Consider the following 23,653-nt stretch of genomic DNA (forward strand, 5'->3'; position numbering starts at 1 on the left):
GCCGATCACTTTTGGGGAATAAGGTATACTCTTATCGTCTAAGGGTGGAAGTAGCGAGTCGCGGGAGGCGTGGGTGGACGAGGTCGACGCCGTGGTGATCGGCGCGGGATTTGCCGGGTTGTACCAGCTGTATCGCCTGCGTGAACTGGGATTCTCCGCGCAGGGCTTCGAGGCCGGCAGCGGCGTCGGCGGCACGTGGTTCTGGAATCGGTATCCCGGAGCCCGCTGCGACGTCGAGAGCATGGACTACTCTTATTCGTTCTCCGAGGAGCTCGAGCAGGAGTGGGAGTGGACGGAGCGATTCCCGACTCAGCCGGAGATCCTGCGTTACCTCAACTATGTGGCCGACCGGTTCGAGCTGCGTCGCATGATCCGGTTCAACACCCGTGTCACGTCCGCCAGGTACGACGACCGGACCGCCCGATGGGCGGTCACCACCGACCAGGGTCAGGAGATCTCGGCCCGATTCGTCATCGCCGCCACCGGCTGCCTGTCGGTGTGGCAGATACCGGACTTCCCGGGACTCGAGTCGTTCCAGGGCAGCGCCTTCCACACCGGCAACTGGCCGCACGAGCCCGTCGACTTCACTGGCCTGCGCGTCGGGGTGATCGGCACCGGATCGACCGGCATCCAGGCGATCCCGCAGATCGCCAAGCAGGCCGCACACCTGTTCGTCTTCCAGCGCACGCCGAACTTCAGCGTGCCGGCCCGCAACCACCTGCTCACGGCGGAATACCAGGCTTTCCGCAAGACGACCTACCGCGAGTACCGGGAGCGGGCCAAGGTGTCCGGCGGCGGCCACTCGGCCATCCTGCCGACGAAGTCGGCGCTCGACGACACCGACGCCGACCGCCGGCGCGAGTACGAGCAGCGGTGGCAGAAGGGCGGGGCGCCGGCGATGCAGATGGCCTACACCGACCTGATGACGAACCCCCAGGCCAACGAGACCATCGCCGAGTTCGTCCGCTCGAAGATCCGGGAGACCGTCAAGGACCCAGCGGTCGCCGAGAAGCTGACGCCGGCCGACTACCCGTTCGGCGCCAAGCGGCTGTGCGTCGACATCGACTACTTCGAGACGTACAACCGCGACAACGTCACGCTGGTCGACGTCCGCGACGCCCCCATCGAGAAGATCACCCCACGGGGGATCGCCACCGGTGGGCGGGAGTACGAACTCGACGCCATCGTGTTCGCCACCGGCTACGACGCCATGACCGGACCGCTGCTGAGCATGGACGTCCGCGGCCGGGACGGGAAGCCGCTGCGGGATGCCTGGGCGGCGGGACCGCGCACCTATCTGGGCATCCAGGTCACCGGTTTCCCGAACCTGTTCACCATCACCGGGCCGGGCAGCCCCTCGGTGATCAGCAACATGGTGGTGTCGATCGAGCAGCACGTGGACTGGGTCAGCGACTGCCTGGTCCACATGAGAGAGCACGGCGTCGAGACGGTCGAGCCGGTCGCCGAGGCCCAGGACGCCTGGGTCGCCCACGTGAACGACGCCGCCGCCGGGACCCTGTTCGTACGGGCCAAGTCCTGGTACCTGGGTGACAACATCCCGGGCAAACCACGGGTCTTCATGCCGTTCGTGGGCGGGGTGGGCGTCTACCGGAAGAAGTGCGACGAGGTCGTCGCCAACGGCTACGAGGGATTCGTCATGTCTCCCCGCCAGGACCGCCAAGCGACCGGCTGAGGAGACGGCAGAACGCGGAGACATCCCGAACGACCTAGGGCAAACGCACAGGGTGCTCCGTACGGTTCAGAGTACGGTGGCGTGCCGTCAGCCTGACCGCCGAGCAGGCCACAGCAGCGAACTCGCCGGTCTGCGGGCAACAGGGCTCTCCGAGCATCGGCCCAGGTCAACGATATCCGTTGTGCTTGCGGCGGATGATACGGCGACACTACGCCGAAGCCTTGGTCCCGCCCTACCTCCCGCCAGCGCTTCCCGCCGTAACCAGCGCGCTGGCGGTACTGAGTCGGCGCCTCGGCCGGGCGATCGACTGGCTCGCTTCCGGGCCAGCTCAGCCCGAGGCGACCGCAGCGGCTAGGCCCTAGCCCAGCGGCGGCGGTCCAGGAGGGCCACCGCCGAGAAGGCGGGCGATGACGGCGGACAGTTCGCGGAGGAGCGGGGCGGACGAGGCGGTCTTGGTCAGCCGGAACTCAAACTCCGACTTGCCCTCCTTGCGTATGATCCGGATGTCCACCTTGGTCTGCAGCCAGGCGACCAGCGCGCCTAGCACGACGGCCGCGGTGGCGGCGGTCTCCACGGACATTTGCTCGTCCGCGGGCGGGTCGGCCAGAACGGCACCCGCCGACTCCGCGGTGTCGGGGTCCTCGGCGATGTGGGTCAGCAGCCGACGGGCGGCTGTCAGCATCCGCTGTTCCGGCAGCCCGGAGATGGTGACGGACGGCTGCTCGCTAACCCGCAGCAGTGCCGAGAGCAGGGACTCGGCCTCGTCCGCGTCCAGAGGAGTACGGGTGGTGTCGGTTGTGCCGATGTCCTCCGCGATTTCCTGCAGGGACAGCAGGACGGAGCGGCCGGACAGGTCGGCGATGGTGCGGGCGGCGAACGTGGTCATGGATGCCTCCAGTTGTCGGAACCGTCGCCGAAGAGAGCAAGGGCCGCCCAGTGATAGGGGTGGGCGTCCCAGGGCCGGCCCGGAGTTTCGAGCATCTTCTTCTGGGCATGCCAGAAGGTCCGCCACAGCGGTTGGTCGGGGTCGGACCGCAGGCCGCGGTAGAAGTCGACCAGGAGCTGCCGCGAGCTGTGCTCGTCGACGTTCCACAGCGACGCGACCACGGTGTCTGCACCGGCGTACAGCAGCGCCTGGACCAACCCCTCGAGGTCTCCGGCGGCGTGTTCGTCCCTCAGGCCGGTCGCACAGGCACGCAGGGTCAGCAGCCGGGTGGGGAGGGCGCTGCGGCTGAGGTCCCGGGCAGTCAGCAGATGATCGAGCCGAGCGATCAGGGCCTGCCCCTCGGGCATTTTGCTCGGGCGGCGGCCGTTCTGGGCCAGCAGCAGTCCCGAGTCGAGGGGTTCCCGGGTGTCGAAGTATCCGTGGCAGGTGATGTGGGCGATGGCGGCCGTGCCCAGCCGTTGGAGGACCGCTTGGCGGGTCGCGTCCTCCCCGGTCAGCGCAGTGACCGGCCAGCCCGCGGCATTCAGCAGCTCGGCGTCGCCCTCCAGCTGCTCGGGCACCGGGTCCTCACGGGCCGCCACCGCGGCGCAGAAGACCTCCGGCGTACGGTGTCCCTGCTGCGCCTGATGGCGGGCGGCCGAGTGCAGCAACGCGCTCGCACTGCTGACATACACGACGGCGTGCCGGGCGGCGAGCGGCGGGCCCTCGGGGGTAGGCACCGCGGACAGCGGCAGCCCGGGCAGTGGGCCATCCCCGGAGACGTACAGCAGCTCGCGGCCGCGAGTCAGGGGCAGGAAGGCGGCCAGCAGCGGGGTCAGCTCGGCCAGGAAGGAGATGTCGCGGCGCCAGGGACGCCGTGGGTGCAGCGGTGCCCTGGGAGGGAAGTCGTCCGGCGTGCCGTCGAAGGTGTGCCGCAGCTGCCGTGCCAGGTCGGCGATCCGCTGCTCTCCCACCGGTACCCGTGAGACGGTCAGCCGGTCAGTGCCCGGTACGTAGGTGAACACGGTGGTCGTCCTGGCGCCGCAGTGGAAGGACACGAAGGCGATGTGCCCGGCGTCGGGCAGGGATTGCAGGTGGCGGCGGAGGTCCGCGAATCGATAAGGCCGGCCTCGACGGAGCCGCGCGTAGTCCGGGGCGTGTGCGGACATGCTGTCGTGGACCTCGGCGAGCCGCGCCGCTGCAGCGCGGTGTTGTTCGACGGTGGGGGACGGGTCGGCGAGCGCGGCCAGCAGCTCGTCCTCCGCGCGCCGCAGGTCCTCGGGGACGCCGTCGGGAGGTGCCATGGGCGCCCGCGCCATCTGCCGGAGGAGGGCTCCTGCGCGGATTTCCTCGTGCAGGTCGAATGCGAGCTCGGTGGACGTGCGGGAGTCGGGCAGCCGCAGATCCTGCTCGTGGTCGAGAAGCAGATCCGCCAGCCGCAGATGGATGCCGCGATAGTCCTTCACCACCGCGTGGTGGTCGGCGGACGTGCCTGCTGTGTCGTCGAAGTCCGCGGCCATTCCCTCGCGTGCCTGCCAGAGGACGTCAAAGGCCTCCTGCAGGATGCCAGGTCGGCCTTCCTGTTCATGCCAGAGCATCAGGCCGTCGACCAGTTCTCCGGCAGCGGTCAGCCGCCACTGCCGGCCCCTAGGGCCTGTCTCAAAGGCAGGTCAGCCAGTCGTTGATGACGGCGATGTGGAGTGTGGCCTCGTAGCGGACGGCGAGCTTGTCATACCGCGTGGCCACCGCACGGTGTCGTTTAAGCCGGTTGATTCCACACTCCACGGCATGGCGCTGCCGGTAGTCGATCGCGCAGAACCGGGGTGGCCGGCCACCGCGGCTGCCCCGGTTCTTGCGGTGCCGGATCTGGTCGGTCTTGAGCGGGATCGTGCACGAGATGCCCCGTCGGCGCAGGTAGGCACGATTCGCGCGTGAGCTGTAGGCCTTGTCGGCCCGGACCTTGCCGGGGCGTTTGCGAGGACGACCCGCACCCACCCTGGGCACGCTGATCGCCTCCAGGACGGGCTGGAACTGGGGTGAGTCTCCCCGCTGGCCGGCGGTGATGAGCAGGGACATGACTTTTTGTCCCTGCTCGCACGACAGGTGGATCTTGGTGGTCAGCCCGCCTCGTGAACGCCCCAGCCCGTGATCGGCTGGTTCGCCGCCGACTGTGTCGGGAGGTTCTTTCTGCTGATCCGGGCGGGTGCGGGCCCCGGCGGCGTGCTGATGGGCCCGGGCGATCGTGGAGTCCACGCTCACCTCCCAGGTGATCAGCCCGGCCGCATCGGCCCGGGCCTGCAAGCCGGTGACGACCCGCGCCCATACCCCCGCCCGTTGCCAGCGGCGGAACAGCGAGTACACCGCCTGCCAGGAGCCGTAGCACTCCGGCACATCCCGCCACGGCGCGCCTGCCCGCACCCGCCACCGAATCCCATCGATGAGCTGCCGTTTCGTCCACTCCGACGGCCGACCTGGCCGCTTGGCCACCGGAAGCAGCGGCTCCAAGCGCGCCCACTGCTCATCGGTCAGGTCGAACCGCCTCGTCACCGCTAGGGTGGTCACGAGGTCTCCGGTATTTCAGGTTCTTCTTGGTCGATGAACCCTCTACCGGAGACCTCTTTGCTTAGCGATCACGACACACCGTCACACACCGGACTTCGAGACAAGCCCTAGGGGCGGCATCACGGGCGAGTTCACGCAGCTTCACCGTCGCTGCGTCGTGGCTCCCGTGGCGCCGGACCAACCCACCGAGGGCACGCCCCAAGGACCAGGTGAGCAGCCAGTCGTCCTGCTCGTCGTCGATGAGAGTCATGCAGAAGAGCGTGGCCGTCTCCAAGAGCTCGTCGTCCCCGGGGAGAACCTTGTGTAGCCGCATCAGGGTGTCGAGGACGCCTTGCCTGGTCGCGTCGGCGGCGATGGCGCTCCAGAATCCGTTGGTGTACGCGGTGAGCGCCCCGGCCGTGTCCTCCTCGCCGCGGGCCAGGTCGCCCAGTCGGAACCAGGCGGCGGACTGGCTGGTGCCGGTCGCCTCCAGTTTCTCGAAGATGCCGAGTACGTGCAGGTAGTGGGAGCGCGCGGCTTCCCGCTCCCCGACATCGCACAGTGCCGTCCCCAGGTTGTTGAGTGCCGCGACGAACCACTGCGGGTCGCGCAGCGACCGGGTGAACGCCACGATCCGGCGGTATTCGGTGACCGCCTGCCGGTAACTGCCGGACTTGCTGTAGGAGGCCGCGAGGCAACTCCACGCCCGGAAGCTCCATGGAGCGGCACCGGAGCGTTCGGCGTGGTGGAGCGCCCTGCGGTAGGCCACCCGGCCGAGCCGGTAGTCGCCGACGTCCTCGAGGAGGAGTCCACGCAGGATGTGCAGGCGCGCGGCGGCGACTTCCACGTACGCCGAGTCCGTGCCCACGGAGGACGGCGAAAACTCCACGTCTTCCAGGACGTCGAGCGCATCCCGGGCGCGCCCTGCCTGGCGCAGCAGCTCCGCCAGCCCCAGCCTGACGCTGGTGATGGCAAACAACTCGACCGGGTCGACGGACGGGACCTCGGTGGCCCGGCGTGCGGCCCGCACCGCCTCGTCCAGATCTCCTCGGTCGACCAGGTCGGCGACGCCGCGTTCGAGCACCGCCCGCGTCAGATGCTCCGGCAGTTGAATATCATGTAGCCAGCTGCCGCGCCTGCGGCCGGCTTCGGTCTGCTCGTACTCCTCTGCCAACCTCTCCAGCATGGCGCGGTGCTCCTCGACCATACTGGCCAGGAATTCCACCAGCGCTGCCTCTGCGGAGCGTCCGCACTCCGCCAACCGCAAGCGGCGGCTGCGGAGTTCGGTGAGTAGCCCGTCGATGTCATACGGATCCTCGACGTACGTGCCGAACAGGGCCGTTTCCACCTGCTGAGGCGTCTCCGCGGCCAGCAGCCGGTCCGCCACGGCTCGCGCACGCTCACCCATTGCCGCCGACCTCGGCGCTCAGCGAGCCGGCTCCGATCCCCCGCAGCATCTTGTGGACGTCTTCCCGGTCCCGCTCGGTCGCGGCGGTCTGCAGGGCGCGCACACAGTGCCTACGCGCCTCGGCGTAGTCGTGCCTGTGCCAGTGGAACTGCGTCAGGTGGAAGTGCACGTAGTGGTCGCCGTCCCGATCCGCGGCGAGTTCCTGGGCCGTACGCAGGGCTTCCGCCCGCTCTCCCCGCGAGTTCAGCGCCATGACCAACCCGATCCGGTACTCCGGGGCGTCCGGGTTCTGTCTGAGCCGGTCACGGATCTCCGCTTCGGCCTCCGGGTCGCCCTCGATGGCCCTGCCGATCAGATCCACGGAGTGACGTCTGTGCGCGGCGACCTCCGCCTCGAAGGACGGATCGGGGCGGGACACCATCCGGATGCCCTCCAGCACCTTGGAGTGCGGGGCAACCGCTTCCAGCCTCCGCAGTGCCTCCGCCCGTTCCTCGAATAGTTGCGCCTGGGTGAGCACGGCAACGAGGAGTTCCAGCGGTGCCGGGTCGGACGGGTCCTCGACGTGTGCGGCGCGAGCGGCGGCGAGCGTGTCGTCCAAGGTGACACGTTGGCCCGGGGAGAACATCAGGAAAACCAGCAGCTTGGCCAGCCGGAGCCTGTCGCCGCGCTCGCCGCGGCTCACGGCGAGGCGTTCACGGAGAGCGGCGACCTGCATTTCCTTCAGCCGCAGTATTCTCGCGGCCTGGTCGCGGACTTCCAGGAGCTCCCGTGACTTCGCGTCCACCTGAGCCACCAGGGCCGGATCGTGGGCGAGCGCCTCCCGAGCCCGCCGGAGCGCGTCGGCCGCTCCGTCGGGCCGGTTGCAGAGGAGGCAGGCGGTGGCCAGGTTGAGCCAGACCGTAAGCGAGTACGGGCGCAGGCGCGTCAGGTGCTCCCACGCCCGCGCCGCCTGTTCCGGACGGCCGCATACGGACAGTGCCAGCGCATACCTCCGGAGGTGTGCCGGGTCGCCTTGGGCCGCCCGCCCGGCGAGGGCCGCGAGCCGCTGCGCGACCGATCCTGGGGACAGGGCACGGAGCTCCTCCGCCAGCTCGCTTTCCCCAGGGGTGTCGTCGAGCATCCAGAACCATGACACCGGCATGTCGGCAACTCCCCCGTGGTGCTCCGCGCGTGCCCCGCGCCGGCACGGCGAACCCTTCTCACCGTACTCCGCCGTTGGCCTGAATGTACGTCAGTGGCGGCGCCGTCAGGGTACGAATCAGACGCCGCGTGATTCCCGGCCGCACGGCGTACCGGCTTCGAACGACTTGTGTCGGAGATGGCGGCCTCCCCCGGCCGACCGCTACTCAATACCTGAACTGCTTCCTCCGGGCCTCATCAGTAGACCATTCGGCAGACGGCCAAACAGCCCGCGACGGCGTCGGACGGTTCGGTCTGCGTGAAACCTCGCGGTGCCTCCCTCTCCGGACGTGGCCATGAAGGCGTTAACGGTTCAGTCGGTCGAGGAGACGCGAGACGCGGACTGGTTCGAGTTGGCGGTGGTGCACCACACAGACTGCGGGTCTGGGTTCTTCGCTTACGAGGGTCTTCGTCATGGCTTCGCCACTCGCGGCTTCGACGACGCGGAGCTCGCCAGACGGGCCGTCCTGGACCCGGCGGCCACCGTTCCCGGCGATGTCGAGAAGATCATCAACGCGCCGTAGGTCTCACCCAGAATCAAGGTCTCGGGTTACTCCTACGACGTTAAGACCGGCCTGGTCACCACCGTCGCACCGCCACGGTCCCGCCAGGACCGCTGACCCACGCACTGAGCCTGGCCTGCTCCGCGAGCGCACGTACGCCACGAAACCGGACGACAGAAATCCGCTGGCCACAGGCGATCCAGCAGAAGCTCCTGCGTATAGCTGAGGGGAATGTCTGGTGGATCACCGGACACCCCCTAGCCTGTCCTGCCTGCCGCTCAGCCGTCGAGGAGCAGTCGCGCCAGGCGTTCGCGCTGGACCGACGGGTCGCCGAGGTAGAGCTCGTCGAACTTCGCGCGTTTGAACAGGCGATGGCAGTCGTGCTCCCAGGTGTAGCCGATGCCGCCGTGTACCTGGATCGCGTCGCCCGCCACCTTCGTCGCCGCGTCCCTCGCGTACGAACTCGCCACCGCGACGAGCCGGCGAGCGTCCCTGCCCTCATCGAGCGCGGCCGCCGCCCCGTCCACGGCCACCGACGCACCCTGGACGAGCACGTACATGTCGGCCAGCTTGTGTTTGATCGCCTGGAACGAGCCGATCGGCCGGCCGAACTGCTCCCGCTGCTTCGCGTATTCCACGGCCATGTCGAGGGCGCGCCGCGCGACCCCCAGCGCGTCGGCCGCGAGTACGAGCGCCGCGCGGTCGAGCATCGCCGGGAACGCGTCCGCGCCGCGCGGCAGGCGCGCGGACGCGTCCACGCGCACGTCGCGGAACACCACGCCGGACAGCCGGTGGGTCCGGTCGACACCGAGCAGTTCGGTCGTCTCGACACCGGGGGTGCCGCCGGGAACGGCATAGAGCTCGGGCTCCGCCCGCCCGGCGCGGCGGGCGGCCACCACCAGGAGGTCGGCGTCCTCGCCGTCCAGGACGAACCCGGCCTCGCCGCGCAACACGGTGTCCTCGCCGTCGCCGGTCGCCTCCACGTCGAGCAGTTCGGGCCCGAGGCGTCCCGACCGTCCGGTGAGCAGCGCGGCGCTCCGCAGGCGGCCGGCGGCCAGGCCCGGGAGCCAGCGCTCCCGCGCGGCGGCGTCGCCGCCCACGGAAACGGCGGTGCAGCCGAGCACGGCGCTGGACAGGAACGGCATGACGGTGAGGTGAGCGCCGAGCTCCTCGGCGACGACGACGGCCTCGAGCAGACCGGCCCCCGCACCGCCCCACTCCTCGTCGACCAGCAGGCCCAGCCAGCCGAGGCCCGCGGCCTGCTCGTACGCTGACGGGTCCACGGTCTCGGCCGCCCAGACCGGTCGCGGGCCACGAGCCGCCGCCTGCTTCAGCACGCCGCGCACCGACTGCCGGAACTCCTCGCGTATCTCCGCGCGCTCGGGGTCGATGCCGGGGACGTCGCTCATGAGCCCTCCTCCGTCGGGGGAGGGACCGGACTCCCGTTGCCCATCGATCCGCTCATGGTTGTGGCTCCCGTGGCAGGGCGAGGACGCGTTCGCCGATGATGTTGCGCTGGATCTCGTTGCTGCCGGCCGCGATGGTCCAGTTCCATGACTTGAGGTGGTCGATCATCCAGTGTCCCGAGGTCCAGGTGGTGGCGAACTCGCGCCGTTCGTCGAGCATCGCCGGCATGCCCTGCATCCGCAGGGCCAGCCCGGTCAGTTTCTGCAGGGTCTCGCTGTACATGAGCTTGACGATCGAGCCTTCGGGGCCGACCTCGCCGGTCAGCTCGACGCTCTGCGCCAGCCGCTGCCCGAGCAGGCCGAGCACGTCGACCTCCGCGGCACGTGCGGCCAGGTCCTGCCGGAACGACGCGTCGTCCGCGGCGGTCCGGCCGACTCCTGCCGGCGTCACCCGCGCCCGCACGGCGATCTCGTCGAGGGCCACGGCCAGCCTGGCCTGCAGCTCCAGGATGTTGAAGACCCGCTCGGTGGCCAGGGTCGTCTGGGCCATCCGCCAGCCGGCGTTCTCCTCGCCGAGGCGGTGCGCGACCGGTATCTCGGCGTCGGTCAAGAACAGCTCGCAGAACTCCTCCGTGCCGGTCGCCTGCCGGGTCGGTCGCAGTTCGACGCCGGGTGAGTCCAGGTCGAGCATGAACATCGACAGCCCGCGGTGCTTGGGCGCGTCCGAATCGGTACGGGCGAGCAACAGGCACCAGGAGGCCTGGTCCGCGTAGCTCGACCAGACCTTCTGCCCGTTGACGACGTACACGTCGCCGCGGCGTACGGCCCGGGTGCGGAGCGCGGCCAGGTCCGATCCGGCCTCTGGCTCGGAGAAGCCCTGACACCAGATCTCGCCGTCGAGGATCGCCGAGAGGTGGGCGCGCTGCTCCGCCGAGCCGTACGCGATCAGGGTCGCGGCGATGTGCGCGAGCGAGATCTCGAGCAGCCGGGGCTGCGGAAAGTCGGCCCGGACGAGCTCCTCCTGGATGATGAGCTGTTCGCGGAAGCTGAATCCGCCGCCGCCGTACTCGGCGGGCCAGTGGGTCGCGAGCAGCCCGGCCGACCGCAGCAGCTGTGCCTGGCGGATGTTGAAGGCGCGGAACCGTTCCTTCGTCGCGGTCTTGAGCTCGTCGTGCCAGCCGGCGGGCGTGTTGGCCGCGAGCCACGCGCGGACCGCGTCCCGGAGCCGATCGTGGTCGGCGGACGGCGTGATACGCGTCGGGAGAGCACTCATGGCCTCAGCCCTTCAGCAGGTCGAGCAGTTGCCGTTGGGCGATCTTCATCGTCGGCGTTCGCGGGAGCGCGCCGACGGTCCGGATCCGGACCGGCACCGCGTACGGGGCGAGGTGGCCGCGTACCCAGGTCTGCAGGTCGGCTTCCAGATCGGGCCGGTCCGGCGCGCCGTCCCGCAGGACGACTGCGGCGCCGGGCACCTGCCCGAGGCGCGCGTCGGGCAGCGCTACGACCGCCGCGTCGGCCACGTCGGGGTGCCGGCACAGCACGGCGGCGACCGAACGCGGATCGACCTTGAACCCGCCGCGGATGATGACGTCGTCGACGCGCCCTTCGATGAACAAGAAGCCGTCCTCGTCGATGCGGGCGAGATCGTTCGTTCGGGTCCAACCGCCGGGCTCGGCGCCCGCGATCTGCGGGGCGCGCGCGAGGAGTACGCCCACGGCGCCGGGTTCCAGGTCGCGGCCGTCCCCTGGGTCGACGATGCGGAGCTCGACGCCGGGGTGCGGGCGGCCGACACTGCCGCGTTTCGCCGTTCCCCAGCGGCGCCGGTCGGCCATCGTGAGCCCGGCGAGCGCCCCGGAGAACTCGGTCGCGCCGTACGACACGATCACCGGCACGTCGTACCTCTCCTCGAACGTCCTGGCGAGCTCCGGATCGAGCGGCGCCGAGCCGGAGCGGACGACGCGCAGGCTCGTCAGCCACTCCTTCGGGATCTCGGCGTCGACCACCATGCGCATGGCCGTCGGGACGAGGAGTGCGACGACGACCTTGTGGTCGCGGACGGCCTGCCCCCACGCCCGGGGCTCGAACCGCCGCATCAGGCAGATCCGGCGCCCGGCGGCCGCGGTCATCGCGATGTCGAGGTACGACGTGATGTTGAACAGGGGCAGATCGATGATCGAGGTGGCCTCGCGCAGCCGCGGCGGTGCGTCGGCGCGCTTGCCCTCGTGATGCACTGTCGCGCTGTACACGGCGTGCGCCAGGCCGTTGAGCGTCACCGCCACGCGCTTCGGCGGACCGGTCGTACCGCTGGTGAGCATGGTGGCCGCGGTGCCGGACCCCGCGGTGAAGTGGTCCGCGCCCGGAGCGTACGCGGTCTCGGGCACGGCCGCCGCGCCGTCGTCACCGAGCTGTACGCCCAGCCCGCCGGCGGTCCGTACGGCGTCGGCGAGGCCGGGACGGGCCCAGTCGGCGGACAGGCCGACGAGGGCGGCGGGCCGGTTGGCCCTGACGTCGTCGGCGAGCGCGGCGTCGGGCAGCAGCGGGCTGAACGTGAGCACGGGACGCCGGGCGCGCAGCGCGGACAGCAGCACCGCCACGCAGAGGGGATCGTTGCGGAGGATCACGCCAACGCTCTCGTCGGCGGGTACTCCGGCGCCGGCGACGCGTGACAGCACCTCGTCGCCGCGAGCGGTGAGCTCGCCCCAGGAGTACCACCGTCCCTCGAACCACAGGGCCGGAGCGTCGGCGTCGAGATGCGCGACCTCGTCGATGACGCGGGCTAGTTCCATGACTCCCCGCCTTTGCGATGTCGGTTCTGGCACCGAAATTCCATAATAGAGTATACTACATTCGCCTTACTGGCTGAGACCGGGAGAGCGATGATGACCGACCGATTCACCGGCAAGCTGCTCGGAGTGGTGGAGGGGTGCACCAACCCGGAGAGTGCCGAGATGCTCGAGGACGGTGAGACCTTCGTCTTCGGCAACTGCCGGCTCGACGTCGGGTTCCCGTGGTTCCGGGAGAGTCAGGGGCTGGTCTACCTCGAAGGAGAGGCGTTCGTGACCAGGGCGCGCATCTCGCGCGACGGCGAGGTCACGGTCGAGGAGCGCAGGCTGATCGACGGGCTCACCACGACGCTCGGCTGTGACGTGCTCCGGGCCGACATCGAGGCGTTCCCGCGCGGCACCGCGTTCATCGTCGCGGACGGCAAGCCGATCGCGCATCCGGACGGTTCCGGTCCCGCCGACGCGCGTCCGCACGTGCTCGCGTTCGACCCGATGAGCGGCGAGGTTCGCGGCCGCGTCCCGCTGTGGGAGGGCTCGCGGATCGCGCGGCGCTTCGAGGCGCTGGAGATGCCGAACGGGCTGGCGATCGACGCCGACGGGAACATGTACATCGCCGACTGCCCGCACACCAACCCGGGCGTCGATCCCGCCCTGCCGCCTCCGGTCTCCCCGGCCGTGTACCGCATCCCCGCCGCCGCTCTGGGACCGCTGGTGCGCGACGAGCCCGGGGCCGCCGACGAGGTGACCCGGGTGGTGATGCCGGGGTACGTGAACGGCTGCGCGGTCTCGCCGCTGGACGGCGTGTGCTGGGGCGTCAGCTGCTCGCCGGTCGATCCGGTGGGGGGCGGCGTCTACCGGCTGCCGATGAGCGCCTTCCGGTCCGGTGTGCAGCCGCCGCCCGTCCACCGTGACCTCGGGGAACTCGACGGAGTCTGCGTGACGCGGCGGGGCACGGTGGTGGTGACCGCGCCGATGAAGAACGAGATCCACGCCTTCACGGCCGATGGCGGGCACTTCCTGGTTGGCGGCGCCGGGCTGCCGACCCGGATGCCGGCCGACATCAACGTGGTCTACCCGCGCCACCTGGACGGAGAGCCCGCGCTGATGGTGGCCGACATCATGGTGGGCACGCCGCCGGGGGACTGCACCGTGTCCGTGCTCGCGGTCCCCGGCCTCTGATCTGCCACATACAGAGCACTCTTAATGCCGCCTGTGTCGTGAGATAGGGCATTGGCGGGAAAAGAGTATAAGGATATCGTCTCACTAGGCCGCCTGGTCCGTCCAGGGCCGGACGGCACCCACGATCGTGGGGGAACCGAGAGGAGACGATCCGATGCTCGAGTTCGACCAGTTGTTCATCGGCGGCCGGTGGAGCGCGCCCGCCGGCCAAGGGGTGCTCGAGGTGATCTCCCCGACCACCGAGCAGGTCGTCGGCCGGTTGCCGGCGGCGGAACCGGCCGACATGGACGCGGCGGTGGCGGCGGCGCGTACGGCCTTCGACACCGGTCCGTGGCCGCGGATGTCGTTCGAGGAACGCGCCGAGATCACCCTCCGCCTCATCGACGCACTCGCCCCGCGGGCCGAGGAACTGGCGCTCCTGCAGACCGACGAGATGGGCTCTCCGGTCCGGTTCACCCGGCCGACGACGCAGCGCGTCGTACGCGGGCTGGTCGAGGAGTACGTCGAGACGGCGCGGCAGGTCCCGCTTCGCGAACTGCGTCAGGGCGCCGCCGGCCCCTCGCTGATCGTCCGGGAGCCGGTCGGCGTGGTGGCCGGCGTCGTCCCCTGGAACGTGCCGCTCGGGCTTCTCATGGCGAAGCTGCTCCCGGCCACGCTCACCGGATGCACGGTCATCGTGAAGCCGGCGCCCGAGACCCCGCTCGACGGCTACGCCATCGCCGAGGCGGTCCAGAAGGCGGGCTATCCGGAGGGTGTGATCAGCATCATCCCGGCCGGCCGCGAGGTGGGGGAGCACCTCATCAGCCATCCGGGCGTCGACAAGGTCGCCTTCACCGGCAGCACGGCCGCGGGCCGCCGGATCGGGGCCATCTGCGGCGAGCAGGTGAAGCGGGTGACCCTCGAGCTCGGCGGCAAGTCCGCGGCGATCGTGCTGGAGGACGCCGACCTCGAGCGCGACATCCCCAAGATGGTGAACGGGGTGATGCAGAACAACGGGCAGATCTGCGCCGCGATCAGCCGGGTGCTCGCGCCGATGAGCCGCTATCAGGAGATCGCGGATCGCTACTGCGAGGCGGTCTCCACGCTGACCGTCGGCGACCCGCGGGACGCCGAGACGCAGATCGGCCCGCTCGTCGCCGAGCGCCAGCGAGCCAGGGTGGAGGGCTACATCGCCTCCGGACGGGAGCAGGGGGCCAAGGTCGCCATCGGCGGCGGCCGACCGTCCGGCCGGTCCCACGGGTGGTACGTCGAGCCGACCGTGTTCGTCGACGTCGACAACGGGATGCGCATCGCCCAGGAGGAGATCTTCGGGCCGGTCGCCGTGATCATCCCGTACGAGACCGAGGAGGACGCGGTCCGCATCGCCAACGACTCGTCGTACGGCCTGTCCGGGTCGGTGTTCACGGGGGACGTCGAGCGGGGCATCGGCGTCGCCGGCAGGATCCGCACCGGCGGCGTGACCGTGAACGACTTCCGCATCGGTAGCCCGTTCGGCGGCTACAAGTGCTCCGGGATCGGGCGTGAGGGCGGTCCCGAGGGTGTGAGCGGCTACCTGGAGTACAAGTCTCTGCACCTTCCGGAAGGGGTGAGCGCCTGATGCGCACGCAGGCCGCCGTGCTCTGGGGAGCCGGCCAGGAATGGAAGATCGAGACCGTTGACCTCGGCGAGCCGAAGCGGCACGAGGTCCGGGTCAAGCTGGCCGCGAGCGGGTTGTGCCACTCCGATGACCACGTCGCGACCGGGGACTCGCACTACCAGGGATATCCGGTGGTGGGCGGGCATGAGGGCGCGGGCGTCGTCGAGGCCGTCGGGCCGGACGTCGACACCCTCGCCGTCGGCGACCACGTCGTGCTGAGCTGGGTCGCGGCGTGCGGGCGCTGCCGGCCGTGCGTCCGCGGCTGGCAGAACCTCTGCGAGAGCGGCGCGCGGATGGCGAGCGGCACCGCCCTGTCCGACGGCACCCACCGCATCCACATCGACGATCAGCCGGTCACGGCGTTCTGCATGCTGGGATCCTTCTCGCCGTACGTCGTCGTGCACGAGAACTCCGCCGTGCGGATCGACAAGGACCTGCCGCTCGACAAGGCGGCCCTGGTGGGCTGCGGCGTGACGACCGGCTGGGGCACGGCGGTCAACGCCGGGGAGGTACGCGCGGGCGACACCGTCGTCGTGGTCGGTGTGGGCGGCCTCGGCATGGCGGCCGTCCAGGGCGCCCGCATGGCGGGGGCCAGCCAGGTCGTCGCCGTGGATCCGGTCGCCTGGAAACGAGACGCGGCCATGGACTTCGGCGCCACGCACGGCGCGCCCGACGTCCACGAGGCGCTGCCGCTCGTCACCGAGATCACCTCCGGGCACATGGCCGACGCCGTGGTGCTCACGTCGTCGCTGGCCGCGGGCGATCTCATCGCGCCGTCGATTGGGCTCGCCGGCAAGCGGGGCCGGATCGTGGTCGCCGCGGTGGCGCCGACCGCGACGACGGAGATCACCTGCAACCTCAACGATCTGACGTTCTCGGAGAAACAGCTGCGCGGCTCCAGGCTCGGCAGCGAGAACCCCCGGACGGCAATGCCCCAGCTGCTCGACCTCTACCGGCGGGGACAGCTCAAGCTCGACGAGATGGTCACCAAGACGTACACCCTCGACGAGATCAACGAGGGCTACGCCGACCTCCGGGCCGGACGGAACATCCGCGGCCTGATCGTGTTCGACTAGGGCCTGGGTGAGGGCGGCCCTGACCAGGTGATGGCCAGGGCCGCCCTCACAGCCGGCGGTCAGCGGGCCGTGACCTTGCCGGAGGTGAGGCCGCCGTCGACGTAGAGGGTCTGCCCGGTCACGTACTCGGCCGCGTCGGAGGCCAGGTACGCGATGGCGTCGGCGATGTCCTCCGGCCGGCCCATCCGGCTGGCCGGGATGGTCCGTTCGCGTTCGGCCCGGTCGCTCTCGCTGAGGATCTTCGCGGTGGCCTCGGTCAGGATCGAGCCGGGAGCGACGGCGTTGACCCGTACGCCGAGCGGGCCGAGCTCGACGGCGAGCTGGACGGTCAGCGCCTCGATCGCGTTCTTGGTGGTCGGATAGACGCCGGTTCCCGGCGAGTGCATGCGGGCGGCGCCGGACGACAGGTTGATCACCGAGCCGCCGCGCCCGGCCATGCCGGGGACGAACGCCTGCACGCACCACAGCGTCCCGAGCAGGTTGACGTTCACGACGTCGATCACGTCTTCGCGGCCGAGGTCGAGCAGCGGGCCGAAGCGCCAGATGCCCGCGTTGTTGACGAGGACGTCGACCGGCCCGACCTGCTCCGCCACCTCGCGCACGGCGTCGCGGTCGGCGACGTCGCAGCCGAACCCGCGGCCGCCGACGGCCGCGGCGGTGTCGGCGGCGCCGTCCGCGTCCACGTCGATCGCGACGATCGAATGACCTCGCTGCGCGAGCGTCCGCGCGGTCTGGAGACCGAGTCCCCGGCCGGCGCCTGTGACTACCGCGACGCTCATCTGCTCTCCTCTTGTTCGGACCACACTCAGTGTTTTCAATTACGGTGCTGTTTAGCCTGATCTGCACCGTAGACGAGTGCTGGTCTGTCGTGATAGTAATAGAGTATACTTTAAATGCTCGGAGATGAGGTGGGGTCGTGGGTGGTGCTCCGTCGCCGGATGACGAGCTTCTGGTGGAGCGGGACGGCCACGTCGTGGTGCTCACGATCAACCGGCCGCAGCAGCTCAACGCCTTCTCCCGCTCGGTGCGATCCAGGCTGACCGAGCTCTGGCCGAAGCTCGACGCCGATCCGGACGTCCGGGCGGTCGTCGTCACCGCGGCCGGCGATCGGGCGTTCTCCTCGGGCGGCGACGTCTCCGAGCTCGACGGGCCCGAGGACTACCCGCGCTACACCGCACGGCAGGCCGGTGTGTTCACGCCGACGATCACAGCCGTCAACGGGCTCTGCGCGTCGGCAGGGCTGCACTTCGTCGCCGACGCGGACATCGTGATCTGCAGCGAGAACGCCACCTTCTTCGACACGCACGTCCACGTCGGGCAGGTCAGCGCGCTGGAGCCGATCGGGCTCGCGCGGCGGATCCCGCTCGGCGAGGTCCTGCGCATGGTCACGCTGGGCAAGTCGTACCGGATCGGCGCGCAGCGGGCCCTCGAGCTGGGCCTGGTCAGTGAGGTCGTGCCGGTCGAGAGGCTGCGGGACCGGGCGGTCGAGCTCGGCCACATCATCGCGAGCGCGTCACCCCAGAGCGTGAAGACGTCGCTGCGGGCGATCTGGGAGAGCCTCGACCGCGGCCTGGACGACGGCCTCAAGCACGGCTACGAGCTGCTGCAGGCGCACCTGGAACACCCGGACGCCACCGAGGGGCCGGCCGCGTTCATGGCGAAGCGCAAGCCGAACTGGACCGTGTGAGACCGAAACCGCGTGTCCGTAAATATTCAGTGTCCTGATCTGTGAGAAGGTGAGGAGGGCAGATGCCGGACGTCGACTTCGGCGGCAAGGTCGCGGTCATCACCGGCGGCGGGCGAGGCATCGGCCGCGCGTACGGGCTTCTCCTGGCCTCGCGGGGCGCCGCGGTGGTGATCAATGATCCGGGCGTCCAGCCGAAGGGCGGCGACCCCGACGCGTCCGTCGCCGCCGAGGTGGTCGAGGAGATCACGGCGGCCGGTGGGCGGGCCGTGGCGTCGCTGGACTCGGTGGCGACCGCCGAGGGCGGAGCCGCCGTCGTGCGGACTGCGCTGGACGCGTTCGGGCAGGTCGACCTGCTGGTGCACAACGCCGGCGTCGTCAACGCCGGCATGTTCGCGGACCAGCCGATGCGGGAGGTGCTCGACGTGCTGGCCGTGCACCTACTCGGCGCGTGGCACGTCGGCCAGCCGGCGTGGCGGGACATGGAGAAGCGCGGCTACGGACGGATCGTGCTGACGTCGTCGATGGCCCAGTTCGGTCACTATCGCCAGCCCGCGTACTCCGCGGCCAAGACCGGCATCATCGGCCTGACCAAGTGCCTCGCCTACGAGGCACGGCACAAGGGACTCGATATCAAGGTCAACTCCATCGCCCCCCTCGCCGGGACCCGCCTCGCGCGGCCCGAGGCCAAGGAGCTGTGGGGCGACCTGATGTCGCCCCAGAACGTCGCCGCGGTCGTCGCGTACCTGCTGAGCGAGGAATGCCCGGTCAACGGGGAGGTCGTCCACGCCGGCGGGAGCCACGTCGCCCGCGGCTTCCTGGCCCAGACACGCGGGTGGGCCGCGCGGACCACGCTGACGCCCGAACAGGTCCGCGCTCACTTCCGCGAAGCCTTCGACATCGGCGACTACGACATCCCAGCCGACGCGAACGATCAGATGCGGATCGTCGAGCAGGCCGTACTCGGTCACTAGGAGGTTCCATGCCACTCACCGACGACATCAAGATGATCTCGATTGACGATCATCTCATCGAACCGCCCGGCCTCTGGGTCGATCGCCTGCCCGCCAAGTACCACGACCGGTGCCCGCACGTCGAAGAGATCACCGAGGACCGGGTCGAGCCCTTCTACGCGAAGGAGGTCCACCTCAAGAAGGGGATGCAGGTCTGGCGGTACGAGGACACCCTCGAGCCGAACGTCGGCCTGACCGCGACGGCGGGGCTGGACGTCAAGGACCGCAACTTCAGCCCGGTCCGGTTCGACCAGATGCGCCGGGGCACCTACGACCCGGTGGCCAGGCTGGCCGACATGGACGAGGACGGCGTGTGGGCCCAGGCGCCCTTCCCGAGCCTCCCCGGATTCTCCGGGAGCAAGTTCCTGCGCGGCAAGGACAAGGACCTCGCCCTCCTCTGCGTGCGGGCGTACAACGACTTCGTGCTGGACGAGTGGTGCGCGGCCGCGCCCGACAGGTACATCTCCCTGATCATCCTTCCGATGTGGGACCAGGACCTGTCCGCACAGGAGGTGCGGCGCTGCGCCGCGAAGGGCGCACGATCGATCGCGTTCCCGGACAACCCGGCCGGCCTCGGCCTGCCGTCGTACCAGACCACCGCGTGGGACGGGGTGTTCGCGGCGGCGGCCGAGGCGCAGATGCCGCTGTCCATGCACTTCGGCGGCTCCAAGATCATCCCGTTCGTGTCGCCCGAGGCGCCACAGGCCGCCGTGACGGCGCTGTTCGGGATCACCCTGTTCAACTCCATGGCCGAGCTGGTCATGTCACCGGTGTTCAAGAAGCACCCGACGCTCAAGGTCGCCTACTCCGAGGGCGGCATCGGGTGGGTGCCCTACGCGCTGATGCGCATGGACCAGGTGTGGGAGGACTACCGGGAGTACCCGATCGAGAACAACGTCGACCCCGACCGGCGCCCGTCCGACGTCGTCCGCGAGCACATCTACTCCTGCTTCATCGATGACCCGGTCGGCATCGGGCTGCGCCACGACATCGGGGTCGACAAGCTGCTGTGGGAGAGCGACTATCCGCACTCGGACTCGCTGTGGCCGAACAGCCGTGCCAACGCGCAGAAGGTGTTCGCCGACGTGCCGACCGAGGAGGTCCGCAAGATCGTGGAGACCAACGCCCGAGACCTCTTCCGCTTCCACTGAGCACGTCATGAGCGAGCAGTGGCAGCGGGCATGGCAGCCGATGATCGACGCGGTCGGGACCGACTTCGGGGACGGTGAACTCCGGGAAGGTCCCGAACCGGTCGAGGCGGGTGCCGTACGCAGGTTCGCCGAGCCGCTCGAGTTCGGCTGCCCGCTGCACCACGACCGGGAGCTCGCGCGCCGGTACGGCTACCGCGACATCCCGGCTCCGGTGAGCAGCCTCATCACGTTCACGATCCCACCGGTGTGGAGCCCCGGCGACGCACCGGTGTTCACGAGTTCGGAGCGCGACGCGCAGCCGGCCTGGACGGGGTCCGGGCCGGTCCGGGCGAAGCTCGCTCCGGCCACCCGTGGGGGATTCGCGACCGATCTGGCGATCGACCACCTGAAGCCGGTGGTCGTGGGAGATCGGCTCGCGGTCAAGGGCAACGTGCTGGTCTCCTGCGTGCCGAAGCAGACGAGCGTGGGTCGCGGGGCGTTTCTGACCTGGGAGTCGGAGATCCACGATCAGCGCGGCGAGCTCGTCGCCCGGCGCCGCACGACGGGCTACAGCTACGAACCCGGACCGGCCCGGCCGAGCGCCGGCTCACCGGCCCCGTCGCAGGATCACCAGCCACGCCCTGACGCGGAACCGCAGGCCGGCCGGCCGATCGCGTGGGATCGTCAGCTCTGGTGGGACGATCTCGCCGAAGGCCGTCCGCTGCCGGCCGTCCGGTTCCCGCTCACGGTGTACCGCCTCGTCATGGCGGCCGGAAGCAACCGGGACTTCCACGCGATCCATCACAACACCGAGTGGGCGCGATCGACCGGCGCCCCGGAGATGTACGCGAACGTCCTCTTCCTGCACGGCATGTGGGAGCGCTGCGTCCGCGAGTTCATCGGCCTGGGCGGCGAGATCCGGGGGTTCTCCGGCTTCCGGATGCGCTCCTTCAACACGGTCGGCGACGTCGTGACCGTACGCGGCGAGGTGGCGCGCGTCTGGGAAGAGGCGGACACCGGCGTGGCCGAGCTGCGCCTGTGGTCGGAGAACCGGCACGGGGTGTCGGTCGGGCCGGGCACGGTGACGGTGACCCTGCCGCGCCGGCCGGCGCGGCAGGCCCGGTGACCAGCGCGTTCACACCTCGAACGCGGCGGCGTCGGACACGAGCGCTCGCGTGTCATCACCGGCCGTGGACTTTGGTACCTTGGTTACTAAATGAGGAACCTGTATTCGGCGATGGAGTGATGATGAGCCGCAAACCGGCCGCCCCGGTGCAGAGCGGAAACCACACCAAGAAACTCGCCGAGCTCACCTGCGAGAAAATCGAGATGCGCATCATCGAGATGGACTGGCCGGTGGGTAAGGTCATCGGCTCCGAGGCCGAGTTGCTCGCCGAGTACGGCGTGAGCCGTGCCGCGTTCCGCGAGGCGATCCGGTTGCTCGAGCATCACAACGTCGCCTACATGCGCCGGGGGCCGGGCGGCGGCCTCGTCGTCGCCGAGCCCGATCCCGACGCGATGGCCCACGCTGCCGCGGTCTACCTCCGCTACCGCAAGGTGAACCCGCCGGACCTGTTCGAGGCGCGCACGGCGCTGGAGCTGGCGGCCGTGCGCAGCGCCGCCGAGAACATCGACGAGGCGGGCATCGTCAAACTGCGCGGCGCGCTGGCGCACGAGTCGGAGTTCCTGGGCGGCGAGTCGGACGCGACCATCCACGACTTCCACGTCGTCGTCGCCGAGCTCAGCGGGAACCCGGCGCTGCACCTGTTCGTCAACGTCCTGACCCAGCTGAGCGCGGCGCGCTTCCTCGGCACGACCGCGATGTACGACAAGCAGGCGGCGCGCAGCGTCTCCTCGGCCAAGGAGGTCGAGGAGGTCCACCACGCCCACGAGGTCATCGCCGAGGCGATCGTCGCGGGAGACACGTCCCTCGCCCAGCACCGCATGCTCAAGCACCTCAACGCCCTGGCCGCCGCAGCCGCAGGCGAGTAACGCCCGGCACGAGGTCCTCCGGGCCGCCTCCGCCGAGCGGGATCGAGTTCCGCTCGGCCGAGTGCGGCCCTATTTGAGTATACTCTTATTTGCCGCGTAGGCCCAGGTGCGTATGCGCATCGGGCGGGTGAGCGTGTTCCCGGCGAGGAACCCCCCCCGCGTGGTCTCCTGATGGAGGAGTGGACGCCCGCCCTTAGGTGTTCCGCAGCGCGCCATTGGTTCATTCAGTGCACTGTTACTCATCGCTTGTGGCGGTGGACGGTTGTCGCCGTCGCAACAATAGAGTATCCTAAATAGGCCATCACTCGGACGACCTGAGGTGGAGATGGACCTGACGTACGGCCCCGACTACGAGGTGTTCCGCGAAGAGGTACGCACCTTTCTCCGGCAGCACTGGCGGGCCTCCGACGACCCTGCCGAAGTCGCCGCGTTCCGCAAGGAGGCCGTGGCCGCCGGCTATCTCTACCGGTCCGTTCCGCGCCGTTACGGCGGGTCCGAACAGCCGTCCGACGTCCTCAAGGCGCGCGTCATCCGCGAGGAGTTCGCCGCGGCGCACGCGCCGATGGAGGTCAAGTCGCTCGGCACGCAGCTCCTCGTCCCCACCCTGCTCGAAGCCGGCGTGGAGTGGCAGAAGGAACGCTTCATCGAGCCGACCATCAACGGCCAGATCAAGTGGTGCCAGGGCTACAGCGAGCCGAACGCGGGCAGCGATCTCGCGTCGCTGCGGACGCGGGCGACGCTTGTCGACGACCGCTGGGTGATCAGTGGCCAGAAGGTGTGGACGAGCTTCGCGCACGAGGCCGACTACATGTTCCTGCTCGCCCGCACCGACCCCGACGCTCCGAAGCGCAAGGGCATCTCGTACCTGCTTGTACCGATGCGCCAGCCCGGCATCGAGGTGCGCCCGCTGCGCCAGATCACCGGCGAGTCGGAGTTCAACGAGGTCTTCCTGACCGACGCGACGACCGATGCGGACTGGATCGTCGGCAAGCCCGGCGAGGGCTGGGGCGTCGCCAACACCACGCTCAAGCACGAACGGGCCTGGGTCGGGGACGTCAGCGGATCCGACCAGCTGATGAACAGCCTGATCCGGCTCGCGCGGCGGACCCGGGGCCCGTCCGGGCGCCCGTGGATCGAGGACCCCGGGCTGCGATCCCGGCTGGTCGAGGTCCAGGGCTTCCTGGAGGCCCACCGATACTCGGGCTACTACCAGCTCTCGCGCGCGCTGAAGGGGGAGTCGTCCGGCGCGCTCGGGCTGACCAACAAGATCCTCAGCACCAACATCGCCGAGCGGATCGCCGCGATCGCGATCGACATTCTCGGCGACGCGAGCCTGCTGCCCCACACGGGAGCCGGAAACCGAGCGGACGTCGGTGCCGAACGCTGGATGTACCAGTACTTCGGATCGCTGGGCAGCGCGATCGCCGGCGGCGCCTCGAACATTCAGCGCAACATCATCGCCCAGCGCGGCCTGGGGCTGCCGCGCGTCCAGGAGAACTAGGAGC

The 23,653-nt window shown here is 69.9% G+C and carries 20 protein-coding genes; 11 read left to right on the top strand and 9 right to left on the bottom strand.

The window, feature by feature from the left end; all coding sequences use genetic code 11:
* Window positions 1-73 precede the first annotated feature (73 nt).
* Entirely contained in the window at window positions 74-1,693 is a 1,620-nt protein-coding gene (locus ACQP2O_RS25405; protein ID WP_433189999.1) for a flavin-containing monooxygenase, read from the top strand.
* 358 nt (window positions 1,694-2,051) lie between these two features.
* Here ACQP2O_RS25405 and ACQP2O_RS25410 read toward each other — a convergent pair whose 3' ends face one another.
* The 5 genes from ACQP2O_RS25410 to ACQP2O_RS25430 all read right to left on the bottom strand — a co-directional run bounded on the left by ACQP2O_RS25410 (window position 2,052) and on the right by ACQP2O_RS25430 (window position 7,687).
* Complete coding sequence (locus tag ACQP2O_RS25410; RefSeq protein WP_433190002.1) at window positions 2,052-2,579, bottom strand: hypothetical protein; 528 nt, start codon at window positions 2,577-2,579, stop codon at window positions 2,052-2,054.
* Window positions 2,576-4,216, bottom strand: a complete 1,641-nt coding sequence (locus ACQP2O_RS25415; RefSeq protein ID WP_433190005.1) for a CHAT domain-containing protein — start codon at window positions 4,214-4,216, stop codon at window positions 2,576-2,578. The genes ACQP2O_RS25410 and ACQP2O_RS25415 overlap by 4 nt, the downstream gene beginning before the upstream one ends.
* Before the next feature lie 61 nt (window positions 4,217-4,277).
* The gene (locus ACQP2O_RS25420; protein ID WP_433189747.1) at window positions 4,278-5,180 is read right to left on the bottom strand and encodes an IS5 family transposase; all 903 of its coding nucleotides are present in this window, start codon (window positions 5,178-5,180) and stop codon (window positions 4,278-4,280) included.
* Between the two features lie 61 nt (window positions 5,181-5,241).
* Window positions 5,242-6,567 carry a tetratricopeptide repeat protein gene (locus ACQP2O_RS25425; RefSeq protein ID WP_433190008.1) on the bottom strand — a complete coding sequence of 442 codons (1,326 nt, stop codon included), beginning with the start codon at window positions 6,565-6,567 and terminating at the stop codon, window positions 5,242-5,244.
* Complete coding sequence (locus ACQP2O_RS25430; protein ID WP_433190011.1) at window positions 6,560-7,687, bottom strand: hypothetical protein; 1,128 nt, start codon at window positions 7,685-7,687, stop codon at window positions 6,560-6,562. The genes ACQP2O_RS25425 and ACQP2O_RS25430 overlap by 8 nt, the downstream gene beginning before the upstream one ends.
* A 349-nt stretch (window positions 7,688-8,036) precedes the next feature.
* Between ACQP2O_RS25430 and ACQP2O_RS25435 the strand changes: the two genes are divergently transcribed.
* Window positions 8,037-8,270, top strand: coding sequence for a hypothetical protein (locus tag ACQP2O_RS25435; RefSeq protein ID WP_433190014.1), 234 nt, complete (start codon window positions 8,037-8,039; stop codon window positions 8,268-8,270).
* A gap of 257 nt (window positions 8,271-8,527) precedes the next feature.
* Here ACQP2O_RS25435 and ACQP2O_RS25440 read toward each other — a convergent pair whose 3' ends face one another.
* Genes ACQP2O_RS25440 through ACQP2O_RS25450 form a run of 3 tightly spaced genes read right to left on the bottom strand, consistent with a single transcriptional unit; the run spans window position 8,528 to window position 12,441 of the window.
* Window positions 8,528-9,658 carry an acyl-CoA dehydrogenase family protein gene (locus tag ACQP2O_RS25440; RefSeq protein ID WP_433190017.1) on the bottom strand — a complete coding sequence of 377 codons (1,131 nt, stop codon included), beginning with the start codon at window positions 9,656-9,658 and terminating at the stop codon, window positions 8,528-8,530.
* A 52-nt stretch (window positions 9,659-9,710) separates the two neighbouring features.
* The gene (locus ACQP2O_RS25445; protein WP_433190020.1) at window positions 9,711-10,928 is read right to left on the bottom strand and encodes an acyl-CoA dehydrogenase family protein; all 1,218 of its coding nucleotides are present in this window, start codon (window positions 10,926-10,928) and stop codon (window positions 9,711-9,713) included.
* Window positions 10,929-10,932: 4 nt separating this feature from the next.
* Window positions 10,933-12,441, bottom strand: coding sequence for a class I adenylate-forming enzyme family protein (locus ACQP2O_RS25450; RefSeq protein ID WP_433190022.1), 1,509 nt, complete (start codon window positions 12,439-12,441; stop codon window positions 10,933-10,935).
* A gap of 93 nt (window positions 12,442-12,534) precedes the next feature.
* On the opposite strand from ACQP2O_RS25450, the gene ACQP2O_RS25455 reads away from it, so the two are divergent.
* The 3 genes from ACQP2O_RS25455 to ACQP2O_RS25465 all read left to right on the top strand — a co-directional run bounded on the left by ACQP2O_RS25455 (window position 12,535) and on the right by ACQP2O_RS25465 (window position 16,329).
* Window positions 12,535-13,617 (top strand): hypothetical protein, encoded by a 1,083-nt coding sequence (locus ACQP2O_RS25455; RefSeq protein WP_433190025.1) that lies wholly within the window; start codon window positions 12,535-12,537, stop codon window positions 13,615-13,617.
* Between the two features lie 154 nt (window positions 13,618-13,771).
* Complete coding sequence (locus ACQP2O_RS25460) at window positions 13,772-15,214, top strand: aldehyde dehydrogenase (RefSeq protein WP_433190027.1); 1,443 nt, start codon at window positions 13,772-13,774, stop codon at window positions 15,212-15,214.
* The gene (locus ACQP2O_RS25465; protein WP_433190030.1) at window positions 15,214-16,329 is read left to right on the top strand and encodes an NDMA-dependent alcohol dehydrogenase; all 1,116 of its coding nucleotides are present in this window, start codon (window positions 15,214-15,216) and stop codon (window positions 16,327-16,329) included. Before ACQP2O_RS25460 ends, ACQP2O_RS25465 begins: the two co-directional genes overlap by 1 nt.
* 59 nt (window positions 16,330-16,388) lie before the next feature.
* Here the strand turns inward: ACQP2O_RS25465 and ACQP2O_RS25470 are convergent, their stop codons facing one another.
* Complete coding sequence (locus ACQP2O_RS25470; protein ID WP_433190033.1) at window positions 16,389-17,108, bottom strand: SDR family NAD(P)-dependent oxidoreductase; 720 nt, start codon at window positions 17,106-17,108, stop codon at window positions 16,389-16,391.
* A gap of 137 nt (window positions 17,109-17,245) precedes the next feature.
* Here ACQP2O_RS25470 and ACQP2O_RS25475 point away from each other — a divergent pair, with 137 nt between their 5' ends.
* From ACQP2O_RS25475 to ACQP2O_RS25500, 6 genes are all read left to right on the top strand, one after another.
* Window positions 17,246-18,016, top strand: a complete 771-nt coding sequence (locus tag ACQP2O_RS25475; protein WP_433190036.1) for an enoyl-CoA hydratase/isomerase family protein — start codon at window positions 17,246-17,248, stop codon at window positions 18,014-18,016.
* 62 nt (window positions 18,017-18,078) lie between these two features.
* Window positions 18,079-18,987, top strand: a complete 909-nt coding sequence (locus tag ACQP2O_RS25480; protein WP_433190039.1) for an SDR family NAD(P)-dependent oxidoreductase — start codon at window positions 18,079-18,081, stop codon at window positions 18,985-18,987.
* A gap of 8 nt (window positions 18,988-18,995) precedes the next feature.
* Entirely contained in the window at window positions 18,996-20,177 is a 1,182-nt protein-coding gene (locus ACQP2O_RS25485) for an amidohydrolase family protein (RefSeq protein WP_433190042.1), read from the top strand.
* Window positions 20,178-20,184: 7 nt separating this feature from the next.
* The gene (locus tag ACQP2O_RS25490) at window positions 20,185-21,282 is read left to right on the top strand and encodes an FAS1-like dehydratase domain-containing protein (protein WP_433190045.1); all 1,098 of its coding nucleotides are present in this window, start codon (window positions 20,185-20,187) and stop codon (window positions 21,280-21,282) included.
* Window positions 21,283-21,404: 122 nt separating this feature from the next.
* Window positions 21,405-22,148, top strand: a complete 744-nt coding sequence (locus tag ACQP2O_RS25495; protein WP_433190048.1) for a FadR/GntR family transcriptional regulator — start codon at window positions 21,405-21,407, stop codon at window positions 22,146-22,148.
* A gap of 325 nt (window positions 22,149-22,473) precedes the next feature.
* Complete coding sequence (locus ACQP2O_RS25500; RefSeq protein WP_433190051.1) at window positions 22,474-23,649, top strand: acyl-CoA dehydrogenase family protein; 1,176 nt, start codon at window positions 22,474-22,476, stop codon at window positions 23,647-23,649.
* Window positions 23,650-23,653: the final 4 nt, after the last annotated feature.

This window comes from Actinoallomurus sp. CA-150999, from assembly GCF_050942425.1.
Classification (GTDB): Bacteria; Actinomycetota; Actinomycetes; order Streptosporangiales; family Streptosporangiaceae; genus Actinoallomurus.

Coding starts and splice junctions, on each gene's coding strand:
- ACQP2O_RS25410 (WP_433190002.1), bottom strand. CDS start 2,579: ATGACCACGTTCGCCGCCCGCACCATCGCCGACCTGTCCGGCCGCTCC.
- ACQP2O_RS25415 (WP_433190005.1), bottom strand. CDS start 4,216: ATGCTCTGGCATGAACAGGAAGGCCGACCTGGCATCCTGCAGGAGGCC.
- ACQP2O_RS25425 (WP_433190008.1), bottom strand. CDS start 6,567: ATGGGTGAGCGTGCGCGAGCCGTGGCGGACCGGCTGCTGGCCGCGGAG.
- ACQP2O_RS25430 (WP_433190011.1), bottom strand. CDS start 7,687: ATGCTCGACGACACCCCTGGGGAAAGCGAGCTGGCGGAGGAGCTCCGT.
- ACQP2O_RS25440 (WP_433190017.1), bottom strand. CDS start 9,658: ATGAGCGACGTCCCCGGCATCGACCCCGAGCGCGCGGAGATACGCGAG.
- ACQP2O_RS25445 (WP_433190020.1), bottom strand. CDS start 10,928: ATGAGTGCTCTCCCGACGCGTATCACGCCGTCCGCCGACCACGATCGG.
- ACQP2O_RS25450 (WP_433190022.1), bottom strand. CDS start 12,441: ATGGAACTAGCCCGCGTCATCGACGAGGTCGCGCATCTCGACGCCGAC.
- ACQP2O_RS25455 (WP_433190025.1), top strand. CDS start 12,535: ATGACCGACCGATTCACCGGCAAGCTGCTCGGAGTGGTGGAGGGGTGC.
- ACQP2O_RS25460 (WP_433190027.1), top strand. CDS start 13,772: ATGCTCGAGTTCGACCAGTTGTTCATCGGCGGCCGGTGGAGCGCGCCC.
- ACQP2O_RS25465 (WP_433190030.1), top strand. CDS start 15,214: ATGCGCACGCAGGCCGCCGTGCTCTGGGGAGCCGGCCAGGAATGGAAG.
- ACQP2O_RS25470 (WP_433190033.1), bottom strand. CDS start 17,108: ATGAGCGTCGCGGTAGTCACAGGCGCCGGCCGGGGACTCGGTCTCCAG.
- ACQP2O_RS25480 (WP_433190039.1), top strand. CDS start 18,079: ATGCCGGACGTCGACTTCGGCGGCAAGGTCGCGGTCATCACCGGCGGC.
- ACQP2O_RS25485 (WP_433190042.1), top strand. CDS start 18,996: ATGCCACTCACCGACGACATCAAGATGATCTCGATTGACGATCATCTC.
- ACQP2O_RS25490 (WP_433190045.1), top strand. CDS start 20,185: ATGAGCGAGCAGTGGCAGCGGGCATGGCAGCCGATGATCGACGCGGTC.
- ACQP2O_RS25495 (WP_433190048.1), top strand. CDS start 21,405: ATGAGCCGCAAACCGGCCGCCCCGGTGCAGAGCGGAAACCACACCAAG.
- ACQP2O_RS25500 (WP_433190051.1), top strand. CDS start 22,474: ATGGACCTGACGTACGGCCCCGACTACGAGGTGTTCCGCGAAGAGGTA.